Origin of the sequence: Vibrio sp. 10N.222.52.B7 (assembly GCF_041474275.1) — a bacterium.
GTDB lineage: Bacteria > Pseudomonadota > Gammaproteobacteria > Enterobacterales > Vibrionaceae > Vibrio > Vibrio crassostreae_C.
Map to the genome: position 1 here is coordinate 1 of NZ_JBFRTU010000033.1, position 11,874 is coordinate 11,874.

Annotated in this window: 8 protein-coding genes; 3 read left to right on the plus strand and 5 right to left on the minus strand. The window is 44.8% G+C overall.

Annotation, left to right across the window (positions count from 1 at the left end):
- Positions 1–152: 152 nt before the first annotated feature.
- From mukB to cmoM, 4 genes are all read right to left on the minus strand, one after another.
- Entirely contained in the window at positions 153–4,613 is a 4,461-nt protein-coding gene (gene mukB, locus AB4512_RS11345; protein WP_372174927.1) for a chromosome partition protein MukB, read from the minus strand.
- Positions 4,610–5,416, minus strand: coding sequence for a chromosome partition protein MukE (gene mukE / locus AB4512_RS11350; RefSeq protein ID WP_372174928.1), 807 nt, complete (start codon positions 5,414–5,416; stop codon positions 4,610–4,612). Before mukE ends, mukB begins: the two co-directional genes overlap by 4 nt.
- Positions 5,397–6,734, minus strand: coding sequence for a chromosome partition protein MukF (gene mukF / locus AB4512_RS11355; protein ID WP_017055049.1), 1,338 nt, complete (start codon positions 6,732–6,734; stop codon positions 5,397–5,399). Before mukF ends, mukE begins: the two co-directional genes overlap by 20 nt.
- 125 nt (positions 6,735–6,859) lie before the next feature.
- A complete protein-coding gene (gene cmoM / locus AB4512_RS11360; protein WP_017063509.1) occupies positions 6,860–7,645 on the minus strand; it encodes a tRNA uridine 5-oxyacetic acid(34) methyltransferase CmoM in 786 nt (261 codons plus the stop codon).
- A gap of 115 nt (positions 7,646–7,760) precedes the next feature.
- On the opposite strand from cmoM, the gene elyC reads away from it, so the two are divergent.
- A complete protein-coding gene (gene elyC, locus AB4512_RS11365; protein ID WP_372107057.1) occupies positions 7,761–8,612 on the plus strand; it encodes an envelope biogenesis factor ElyC in 852 nt (283 codons plus the stop codon).
- A gap of 166 nt (positions 8,613–8,778) precedes the next feature.
- Here the strand turns inward: elyC and torR are convergent, their stop codons facing one another.
- Positions 8,779–9,492, minus strand: a complete 714-nt coding sequence (gene torR, locus AB4512_RS11370) for a two-component system response regulator TorR (RefSeq protein WP_017067841.1) — start codon at positions 9,490–9,492, stop codon at positions 8,779–8,781.
- Positions 9,493–9,777: 285 nt separating this feature from the next.
- On the opposite strand from torR, the gene torD reads away from it, so the two are divergent.
- The gene (gene torD, locus AB4512_RS11375) at positions 9,778–10,425 is read left to right on the plus strand and encodes a molecular chaperone TorD (RefSeq protein WP_017062095.1); all 648 of its coding nucleotides are present in this window, start codon (positions 9,778–9,780) and stop codon (positions 10,423–10,425) included.
- A 316-nt stretch (positions 10,426–10,741) separates the two neighbouring features.
- On the plus strand, positions 10,742–11,746 hold the full coding sequence (gene purR, locus AB4512_RS11380; protein ID WP_017063507.1) for an HTH-type transcriptional repressor PurR: 1,005 nt from the start codon (positions 10,742–10,744) through the stop codon (positions 11,744–11,746).
- The last annotated feature ends 128 nt before the right edge of the window (positions 11,747–11,874 follow it).

Below are 11,874 nucleotides of genomic sequence, written 5' to 3' on the forward strand. Positions count from 1 at the left end.
AAGAAGTAAGAAGTAAGAAATTAGATTCAAGATACAAAAAAGCCCCTAATGATTAGGGGCTTTGTACAAATATCATTGAGTCGCTTTCGAGCTTATAACTCAGTTATCAAGCTTATTGCTCGGCTATCAAGGCTATGACTCGGCTATCAAGGTTATTGCTCAGCTTCTTCAATAAGCTCTTGAACTGGGGATGCCGGTTTGTTTTGAGCAAAACCGCGCAGGCCAACAACATGTACGTGCTCGTGATCTTTAAAGACCTTACGAACCAGTTTGTAGGTTGTACCTTTCTCTGGGCTAATGTTTTCAGGTGCTGCAATCAGAAGTTGCATACCCAAACGGTCACACAGTTCAAACAGCGTAGAGATCGACTTAGAATCCAAACGTGCTGCTTCATCAAGGAACAACAAACGACATGGAACGATGTCTTTACTGCGAAGTCGACGAGATTCCTCTTCCCAGCTCTGAATAACCATCAATAGGATTGACTGACCCGTACCGATCGCCTCACCCGTAGACAATGCGCCCGATTCAGCTTGTAACCAACCATCTGAACCACGGTTAACTTCAACACTCAGCTCTAGGTAGTTACGGTAATCCAGTAGCTCTTCACCAAGAACCTGTGGAGAACGTTGACCCATATCGATATGCGGGTTCACTCGTTGGAACAACTTCGCCATCGCTTCTGAGAAGGTAAAGCGCGTTGATTCAAACAAGTCTTTGTGTTGCTCTTGTTGAGTTGCTAGCCCTGATAGCAAGATCTCGTGGCTTTCACGGATCTTAACGTTCAGACGTACGCCTTTAACCTGACCAAAGTAGATGTTAGACAAACCTTGGTTCAGCATTCGAATACGGTTCTGCTCGCGCTGAATCGTTTTCTTGATGATGCTTGCTACGGACTCAGAGCTGATTGCCAGGCGATTTTCACGCTGCGTCAACTCTTCTGTTAGTCGAGCTAGCTCCACTTCCATCTCTTCGATTGCTTCAACCGGATCATCCGTGTGAATAATATCTTGGCGAATACGCTCACGAAGGTGTTGGTAAACCGCAATGTAGAACAGAACCTTACGCTCTGGATGTGCGTTGTCTTCAGATAGACGCAGCGAATCACGTAGATCTTCATTGTCAGCTACAGCTAGACGTAGCGCACCCAGTGATTTATCCGACATAGAGCGAAGCTCGCCCGCCGTTAGGTAAGCCAGTTCACGCTTGTGCAAACGACGTTCAACATCATTTTCACGAGCTAAGCGAAGTACTGAACACCAGCCTGCTTTTGCTGCAACAACGAAAGTACGAAGTTCTGTGTACTCTTTCTGAACTTTCTTAAGACGCTTAGCTAGGGCTTTCATCTCAAGTTCTGTTGACGTAATCGTACGCTCGTATTCGCTCTTACGGCTGCGAGATGTGTGCAGACGCTCTTGAAGCTCGTCACGACGACGTACAGCACGCTCTTCAGCGCCTTCATCAGCGTTTACGCCAAACTCTTGTAGCTCTTGTTTGAACTCTTGAACCGTTTCTTGCTTCGCTTGATGTGAGCTCTTCAGTGCCGCCAATACTTGGTTGTATTGGTTCATCTGTTCGCGAGCTTGCTTCAAACCATCGCGGCCTTTGGTTCTTGCTTGTTCAGCTTGAACCAGTTTCGCTTTTAATTGCTCGCTCAGTTCACTGCTCTTGTTAAGCAAATCAACAGAATCTGCGTAAGCAAAGTAGTGACGACGCTCAATCAGATCAGACAGTGCGAACACTTTGCCTTTTAGCGTTTGTAGCGCGTTATCAGCTTGACGATATTCGGCTTCCAAAGCTTCGAACTGCTCTGGGTCAGCGTCTAGTGCAGATACGATCTGTTCTAGAGAAGCAAGCGCCTTGCCGTGCGTATTCAAGTAAGACTTAGCTTCACTCAGACGTTCTAGTTGTGCTTCTAATTCAACTAAGCGCTCAGCCAATGTTTCGTCTTCTAAAATACGAACCATTGGAGCTAATTTATCTAGCGCACCGAGTGCCTGCTTGCTTTGTAGAAGCTGGCTACGTTGCTGCTGCTCTTTAGAGTTAAGCTCAGCCAGAGAACGAACAATTTGATTACGCTTATCACGAATCGCAGCAAGTGCTTGCTCTGGGTCTGCGTTAAACGCAACGTGCAGGTGCTTTGCAACAAAGCTGTTGAATGCTTGATATAGACGATTCAGCTTTTGAGAGTCAAACGCGGCTTTCGCGTGGTTCTCAACAACAACGTCACGCTCTTCGCGCAATTTCTCTAGACGTTGTTCACGAGCCGCACGGCCAAACAGTGGGATCTCAGGGAAACGTGAGTAACGCATTTGGCGATCGTTCAGCTGAACACATACTGCGCCTTCAAGCTCATCGGCATTAAATGAACTGTCATCAAACGCGTCGACATCGCCTTCTAGGATGTAAAGGTCTTCTGGACAATCATCAAGATCCACCAGCTTCTCTTTAATACCATCAAGATCAGAAACCACAATTGCGTGACGAGCTGGGCCGTACATCGCACTGAAGTACGGCGCATCACCAATCGTGATGTCATCGTAGATCTCAGAAAGCAACACGCCACCAAGCGTATCCGCCAGACCTTTCAAACGAGGATCGTTAGAGCCACCTGGCGAAGCTAAACGCTCAATCTCTTGCTCAAGTTCAGCTCGGCGCGTAGCCAACTGATCTTTTGCTACCGCTTGAGATTTCTCATCTTCAAGCACTTGCTGCATTTGAGTCATCACCGCTTGGCTATCTTCTAGCTCAGCGTCGGTTTGATCTCTTAATGCTTCAAGCGCATCGTTTGCCGTGATCCACGCTGGAGCAATGGACTCAAGCTTTTGAATCTCTTGGTCGTGGTTTTGTTGTACACGACGCTGTTCACTTTTCGCTTCACGTAACTCTTCTTGAGCGTACTCAAGCGTTTCGATCTGCATTGCATGACGTTCGCGCTCTTCGTCGAAAACCGCTTCGTCAGTCAGTGAAATGTTGTGTTGCTTTTGGTATTCAGTCGCAAGCTCTTTTGCTTGACGCTGCTGAGCCACATCACGAGCCATATCACGGTGCTGAGCACGCCACTGCTGTTCATTTTCAACAACGTGTTTTGCGTTACGACCTTTCTCTAACGCTTGTTTAGCGCTGCTAGACGCTTCTTTACGTTCAACGTCACCCACAATACTTTTAACAAGAGCGAGCGCTTTGTCGAACTGTGCAGAAGCAGCAGAAGACATGTCTAGTTTATGCTTCGTCGACAGTAGCGTTTGAGTGCTTGATTCTTCTTGTGCTTTTAGCTCTGAAACCAGAGTTAGTGCGCTTTCTGCCGTAATAGATTCATCACCAAGCAACTGCTTAGTTTTCTCTAATGCTTGAACCGCTTGCTGGTATTGAAGTGCACGCGTTTGCTGAACATCCAACGCTTGTTGGTAGTCAGCAAGCTGAGTTTTCAGGCTATCCACTTCTTCTTCAGTGATGGTTGCCTGCTCTTCAGCAAGAAGTACTCGCTCTTGAGCTTCTTCAACCACCATCATTTGCTCTTCTAGACGCTCGTTAAGCTCTTCTAGATCTTCGCTGTAGCGGGCAATTTTCTCTTGCTGACGAAGTGCAGTTTGAACTAATTGAAGATGATCCGAAGCCGCTTGATAATCTTGCTCTAGTGCCGACTCTTGATCGACCAACAGCTCTAATTCTTCTTGAACACGGTTCAACAAGTTGTTTTGATCATGCAAGGTTTCACGCGAACCAAACAGTTCACCACGGAACTTCATGGTTTGATCAAGCTTGTTGCGACGATCGTTAGCATGGCGCATGTAATCTGCTGCCACGTAGTTCGTAGATTCAGTGATCAAGTGCTTAAACAAATCACGATCCGACTGAGTCGTTTTGATCGCTTCTAGCGTCATACGGTTTTCGCGTAGTGCTGATTCCATGTCTTGGAACGCTTTCTTCACACCACCATTTTGCGGTAACAGGTAATCACGCAGAGAACGCGTAATCGCACTTGAGATACCACCGTAAAGTGATGCTTCAATTAGGCGGTAGAACTTAGAACGGTCGCTGCTGTTACGTAGTTTCTTCGGTACCACACCGTATTCAAACATTTGCGAGTGGTAATCAACAATCGAAGAGAAGGCCTTAAAATGCGAGCCTTCGTATTGTGCAACCGCCGCTTTCACGTCGTTCAACTGACATACGCGAGCGTGGCTGTCTGAAACGTTCTGAATCAACACATCCGTTGGTTTCACATGGCTTGGAAGGCCTTGGATAACGAACGGTTTAATGTCGACTTTCTTATCACGACCCGCGACTTGCTGCAGTTTTACTGCAAACAATAGACGCTGATTACGAGAGTTCACAACATCTAGTGCGGCATAACATGCGCCTGGCTGAAGCTTACCGTAAAGGCCTTTATCACGAGATGACTGTGAGCTACCCGCTTCCGTTGTGTTACGGAAATGCAGAAGGCTTTGGTCAGGGATCAGTGCTGTGATGAATGCCGCCATTGTGGTCGACTTACCCGCACCGTTACCGCCAGAAAGCGTTGTAACCAATCCATCAATATCAAAAGTACGCGCAAAGAAGCCGTTCCAGTTGACCATGGTTAATGATTGATACTTACCTCTTTCAATCATGCTTCACCTTCTACTTTTGTTTGTTCGCCAGCATTTGACTCAAGGTCAAAGTCAGCTTGATCGTTAAAAATGTCTTGTTGACCGTTTTCGTCTACGTCTGCATCTACTTCTGATGTGGCTTCCGCTTGTTCTTCATTCAACAAGCTACCTTGGTTAGGCTCTTGGGTATGCACCACAGCTTCACCATCACGGATAAGACGTAACTGCGCTTCTTTCATATCATCGCCAACACGAACGTCAGCGCCAAAACGGAATACCGCTTCGCTGATACGGAACTTGCCGGTTTCACCAATCGCAATCAACATACCGATACGGCGTAAGCGACGTAGAGAAGTACGTACTTTTTCGAACAGCTTTTTTTTATCTAGGTCAGAACCATTCGCACGGTTGGTTGCTAGCTTCATGAGTTTTTTCTCATCCGCTAACGACATCAACTCATCAAACAGTTCTTGGTTGGTGAAGATACCTTCATGAGCAAGACGTTCTGGGCTTAGGTATAAGAAACACAACACCTTGCCAACCAACATGTCGAGCTCAGACAACACACTACGACCAATCAGAGACGTAGAACGCGGACGCAGGTAATAGAAACCTTCCGGCGCTTTTACCAATTCCGTATTGTAGCGTTGATAGAAATGCTGAAGCTCAACTTCAAAATCAGACAGCAACGCGTGGTTATCTAGGTCTTCTGTTGAAACATGCTTACCTGAACGCAGCATGCTATCTAGCGCAGGGAACAGTGGGTTCGCTATCGCTTTTACCAGTTTCTCTGGCATGTAATCATCAGTACTTGTTAATGACATTTGCTTGTACCTTTGCACCGAAATCGTTAATTGCCTGCCAATCTGGCTGAATAGCCTGATAGTCAGACTCTGAGTAACCTAAGCGCACGGCTTGGTCGACAACAATTCTGGCTAAATCAAAATGGTGTGTGCGAGGGTGTGCAGCGAGGTAATCGCGTAACACAAGGCCAAGATCAATTGGCGCGCCTTGCTGTTTGTGAGCTTTTAACATCTCTGCAATTCGATCTGAAAGCAGGTCATTTACTTGCTCAAATTCTTCGTACTCTACGTCGATTGGTGCTTGTCCCATCACTTCGTCATCACGAAGCACGAGCGCTTCATCACGAAGATCCGTCAGCTTCTCAGCATCGGCGTAGGTCAATAACCAAGGCGCATCAAAGTAGTCAGTGACTGACTGACGCAAGCGCTGGCTAAAGGCGCGGTTTTTATCCATATCAATCGCGGTACGGATGAACTTGTGAACATGGCGGTCGTAGCCGATCCATAAATCGATGGCTTGTTGGCCCCAACTGGTGATTCGGTCTAGCTTCATCTGCAAGCCGAACAGGGTTTCGCCAACGAACTCGAGTTCATCGTCACCGTAAACAATTTCTTGAATATCGAGGATCTGTGTTTGCAGTTCATCCCCCGCCGCTTGCAAGGTGTCTTGCAATTCTTTTAGTGTGGACGAGGTTTCTGAAAGCAAGGTTTCACAGTTGTTAATCGCCTCTCGCCAATCCTTGTTTAAAAGGTCGGCAATTTGCTGTTTAACGGTTTGCTGCTGCTCATCCATAACACGTTGGTTAAGATCAATCTGATCGAAAATTTCACCAACAGAATACTTGAGCACGCCGTAAACATTCTTTCTCCAATGTCCTGGAGTTCCGCCTTTTTGTGCTGCTTCAATGGCTTTTGCCATCTCGTCCGCAACCATAGAAAGCTGGATAGACAGTTTCAACTTAGAGAACTGACGGTGGCGTAAATAATAATCTGAAATACCAATCGCCAATGGTGATAAGCGATAAATACTCGCACCATCGGTGATTTCGCTGGTAAAGCGGCTAATCAACTTCTGTTTAACTAACTCGTTGATGGCATTGTTGGCACGAAACGCGGACGCTTCGCCAGTATCTTCAAACAGTCGAGTGACGATGGTAAATGCATCGTGCAGTTCACCCTCGCCCAACTCTTCATCGAACCTTTCATTGCTTAGTACTGCGATAGCAATCAAAAATGCTAAGCGCTCTGGTGGCAAGTTTAATGAAAAATCATGCTGCTTGACCCAGCCCACCAACTCATCAATTGGCTGCTCTTCGGCAGTTTGAGTCATTTCACTCATTGTGGTTCCTGTTACTGTTCTTCGTCATATCGAATGTATTAGATATTACGCCTATTTCTTTATGACGCGGGCTTCTTACGATTGCATAGCGCATGTTGTGGCTTCTTTTACCACATTCACCGCTGTTATTGCGCAGGTTTTTGAGCCCAAACGTGAATATAACGGCCTAGTGACAGATATGGCTCTTGGCGACATAGCTGTTTTTCCAGTTCCAATACATCTTCAAATTGGTAATCTCCCATGTACTCCATATTACCTATGTAGTCACTGAAAGAGCGAATGCCTGATTTACCACAGATTTCTAGACCAGCGTCTTCTATCCATTGATAAACCTCTTCCGGCTTCAAGCCTTTTTGTGGTTGCAGCTTAAACCGTTTTCGATGTGGCATCCCATTCAATACATGAGGAATGTTGCCACAAATCACATTTTTCAGGACTAATCCGTGGTGGTTGTAAAACATTATCGAGGCAACACCACCTGGCTTAACTTGTTCAAGCAATAAATCAAGCGCCTCTTTAGGATCGGCTAACCATTCCATTACGGCATGAAACATCACAAAATCGACTTTCTCATCGAGATGTTCTGCGACTTTTTGTACCGGTGAATGAATAAATCGATATTGCTCTAGCAAACCCGCTTCGCTGATACTTTCTTCGGCGAGCTTCAGCATTTCAGAAGAGAGATCACACAGAGAAACGTTATGCCCAAGCGACGCAATTTTTTGCGACATCTGCGCAAGGCCGCCTCCAGCATCAAGCACATGCAGCGGCGAAGCTGATTGCTCAAACTTGCTCAAAGCTTGTTCTAAATCTTCCCATACGATGATCTGACGGATCTCTCCTTTGTCAGAGCCGTAAATATTTTTTGCAAATTTGTGGGCAATATCGTCGAAATTACGGTCTTCAGTCACGGCTACTTGAGTTATTATGTCCTATCGTGCCTGCTATTCTGTCACAGGAATTTCAGGAATAAAGAGGCGATGTCTCTTTTTACTACTAAGTGATGTTTTTTCGGACTATTCGGATATGTTTGAGCTGAAAAAAGTAGTGTCTTCGCTATTGATGCCACTGCCAGCAATGTTAATTCTCGCTTTTCTGGGTTTAGCCCTAGTGATGTTTACTACCAAAAGGAAGACGGGTTGCTTAATCACCCTTTCAGCCCTATGTGGTATTTTCCTAATCGCTTTCCAACCAGTTTCTAGTCAACTTTTAATGCCAATGGAAAGGCAACACACCGCATTTTTACCTGTCGATGAAACCGTCGATTACGTGATGGTTCTTGGAAGTGGTCACGTCGTAGACGACCAAATTCCACCGACATCAGAACTTAGCCGCACCGGTCTGATGCGTTTAAGTGAAGGGATTCGTATTCTACGCCTTTACCCTGGTGCAAAACTTATTTTGTCTGGCTATGGCGCAGGCACTGAAGTCAGTAACGCAAGAATGATGGCTAAAGTTGCATTAGCACTTGGCGTAGCAAAGCCCAACATCATTCTGCTTGAAACCGCAAAAGACACCTGGGAAGAAGCTCGCCAAGCCGCTGCGTTCGTTAAGAATAAAAAAATGGTTCTGGTGACTTCAGCGAGCCATATGACTCGTGCACTCAATGAATTCCATGCAGCTGGTATGAAACCACTGCCTGCACCAACCAACTACCTTGCACAAGAAGGCGTTGTTGAGCCTTGGAATAAGTACATGCCAAAAGCTCTCTACCTTGAGCAGACTGAGCGTTACTGGCACGAAACCATGGGATTAGTTTGGCAAGATTTACGTGATTGGCTTGATACAAGCAATGACATTGTTGAAGAGCCGGTGATTCCAGAAGCTTCCAGCTTAGTTGAAGATGACGGTGAAGTTTCTGCGGCTCAGCCTCAGTAAGCCAATTGAATCTTTACACTCATACTGAGCAGACTGAGTCGGCAAGTATTTTTAGGTTCTCTGTTCGTTAACAATGAAAGCTAAGCAATAAAAAAGCCGAGACATCAATGGTGTCTCGGCTTTTTACGTTTAAATGTCGTTGTTGATTAATCACTTCCGAAGGAAATCAATCACCAGCGAACATGTAACCTTCACCGTGAACCGTCACAAAGATTTGTGGGTTCTTAGGATCGAACTCCATTTTTGCACGCATACGACGAATCAGCACGTCGATAGTACGGTCATTAGGCGCGTCCACTCGGTGGCTAATCATATTCAAAATACGTTCGCGGCTTAATACTTGATTAGGGTAAGAAGACAAAGCCACTAGCAGTTCGTATTCTGCTTTGGTCAGTTTCACTGGTTCGCCGTTCTTGCTTAACGCACGACGAGGGATATCAAATGTCCACTCACCAAAACGAACCACAGACTCATCTGATGTTTCTTCTACAGCGCCCGCTGCTGTTTTACGAGCAGCAGAGATACGCCAAAGTAGGTTTTTAACTCGAACTAATAACTCGCGAAGTTCGAAGGGTTTAGTAACGTAATCGTCAGCGCCCATTTCAAGGCCTACGATCTTGTCGATGCTATCCGTGCGTCCAGTAACTAAAATAATTCCAATGTCTGATTGACTGCGTAATTCGCGAGTTAGCATCAATCCATCTTCGCCTGGTAAGTTGATGTCCAGCATAATGAGGTCAACGTTGTTTTCTTCTAACACGTTTCTCATTTGAGCGCCGCTTTCTGCTTCGCTCACTGTGTAACCCTCGTTCTGGAAGTATCCAACCAGTTTACTGCGGGTTACCACATCATCTTCTACGACTAATACGTGATAGCTCATCTACACCACTTTTCTTATTTAATAGTTTCAGTGACTATTCTATTCATAACTAGTAACAATTCTAGTGGTACAGAAGATAAAAGCCAGAAACATGGATTTTTTTTGATACAAGACAATCTTAAACCTTGCTATTTATCGTCCATCGCAATTCAATATAGGCATTACTACTAACGAGTAACTTTGCGTTTCGCAAATAACCTTGTTATTCAGCCTTGGTGTGCTTATGCCCAAGTGACTTCAAGATGCATATAAGCAACATCACAAGACTAAGTCAGGATCTAACAAATGAAAGATACGAAAGCGTTCAACGAGCAAAGAGCAGAAATATACTGGTGGCTATCAAGCTTATTTGCCAAAGAGCTCACTCAAGAAGAACTCGATCACTACCACTCTGTTGAAATTCGTTCTTTCCTAACTGGTTTAGGCGAAAATGAGACACTAAAGCCAGCGATTGATAAGTTAGTGGATGCGCTGAACCGCCTACAAACTCGTGAAGATGCTCAGCTAGAACTGTCTGCAGACTTTTGCGATCTTTTCTTAAAGACAGATAAGCACGGCGCTCTTCCTTACGCTTCAATGTATATCGGCGAAACTGGCCTTTTGAATGATAAGCCAGCAAAAGATATGGAAGAGATCATGGCTAAGCACAACTTAGTTGTGAACCAAGATCTAAAAGAGCCAGCAGACCACATTGCTATCGAACTCGATTTCCTTGGTAACTTGATCATTCGTTCAAACGAAACGAATATTGAAGAAGAACTAGAGAATTCATTTGCCGCTCAACAGCAGTTTATCGAACAACAACTACTGACTTGGTTACCAAAGTTCAACGTGAAATGTCATGACGTTGATGAATTCGGTTTCTACGCCTCCGTCTCATCGTTGCTACTCGCATTCTGTCAATTAGACACTCAATATTTAGCTGGTGAATAGCTTATTGGATGACTCGTTAAATAAATTCAGAAGAATGTGACAATTCACCCGGATTTCCGGGTGAATTTTATTGCGAGTAATTTCTAGTCAGTCTAAAATTGTGACCGCAAACGATAAAATATGAAACATTCACGAAATGCTATGCTTATTATAGTTTTGAGCATTTCGGTGTTAAGACAAGCCGCTCAATAGCGGTTTTTTGTTTTTTAGCACTTTTAGTACCCAAAGAGCCCTACAAATTTAAGCTCTTAGTTAGGTAGCTTAACGGCTACTTTATTCCGTACTTTGGGAAAGTAGCTTCTAATAGGATAAAACCATGGCCACTATAAAAGATGTCGCTCGCTTAGCCGGCGTATCAACAACAACCGTTTCTCACGTAATCAATAAAACTCGCTTTGTTGCAGAAGCAACGCAAGAAAAAGTAAACAAAGCCGTAGATGAACTGAACTATGCACCAAGTGCTGTTGCTCGTAGCTTGAAGTGTAATACAACACGCACCATCGGCATGCTAGTGACTCAATCAACTAATCTATTCTTCTCTGAAGTTATCGATGGTGTTGAGAGCTACTGCTACCGTCAAGGTTACACTTTGATCCTGTGTAATACGGGCGGTATCTATGAGAAGCAACGTGACTACATTCGAATGCTTGCAGAGAAACGTGTAGATGGCATCTTAGTTATGTGTTCTGACCTAACTGAAGAACTAAGAGAGATGTTAGACCGTCACGCTGACATCCCTAAAGTTATTATGGACTGGGGCCCAGAGAGTTCTCAAGCTGATAAGATCATCGATAACTCTGAAGAAGGTGGCTACCTAGCGACCAAATACCTTATTGAACGCGGTCACTCTAAGATTGCATGTTTAAGTGGCCACTTAGACAAAGCAGCATGTGTTGAACGTATTGCCGGTTACAAGCGCGCACTTAACGAAGCTAAAATTTCTGCCGATGACAATATGATCATCGAAGGCAACTTCGAGTGTGATACGGCTGTTCTTGCTGCAGAACAAATCGTTGAGATGGAAGATCGTCCAACGGCGGTATTCTGCTTTAACGACACAATGGCACTCGGCTTAATGAGCCGACTGCAAGAAAAAGGCATCCGCATTCCTGAAGATATCTCAGTGATCGGTTACGACAACATCGAACTCGCTGAATACTTCTCTCCGCCGTTAACGACAGTTCACCAACCAAAACGTCGTGTTGGTAAGAATGCATTCGAAATTCTATTGGAGCGCATCAAAGACAAAGACCACGAAAAACGCGTCTTCGAAATGCACCCTGAAATTGTTGAACGAAGTACAGTTAAGACGTTAAATTAATTGATAATTCGAGTTTAATTTCATCAAGCGCACCTTTAGGTGCGCTTTTTTTATCAGCAACTATAATGAACCTGGTATCATACTGGAAAGATCATTAATTGAAGCAATATCACATTTTGAAGTAACAA

Excerpts from the sequence above, each read along its gene's own strand:
- mukB (WP_372174927.1), bottom strand. The coding sequence starts at position 4,613 with ATGATTGAAAGAGGTAAGTATCAATCATTAACCATGGTCAACTGGAAC.
- mukE (WP_372174928.1), bottom strand. The coding sequence starts at position 5,416 with ATGTCATTAACAAGTACTGATGATTACATGCCAGAGAAACTGGTAAAA.
- mukF (WP_017055049.1), bottom strand. The coding sequence starts at position 6,734 with ATGAGTGAAATGACTCAAACTGCCGAAGAGCAGCCAATTGATGAGTTG.
- elyC (WP_372107057.1), top strand. The coding sequence starts at position 7,761 with ATGTTTGAGCTGAAAAAAGTAGTGTCTTCGCTATTGATGCCACTGCCA.
- torR (WP_017067841.1), bottom strand. The coding sequence starts at position 9,492 with ATGAGCTATCACGTATTAGTCGTAGAAGATGATGTGGTAACCCGCAGT.
- torD (WP_017062095.1), top strand. The coding sequence starts at position 9,778 with ATGAAAGATACGAAAGCGTTCAACGAGCAAAGAGCAGAAATATACTGG.
- purR (WP_017063507.1), top strand. The coding sequence starts at position 10,742 with ATGGCCACTATAAAAGATGTCGCTCGCTTAGCCGGCGTATCAACAACA.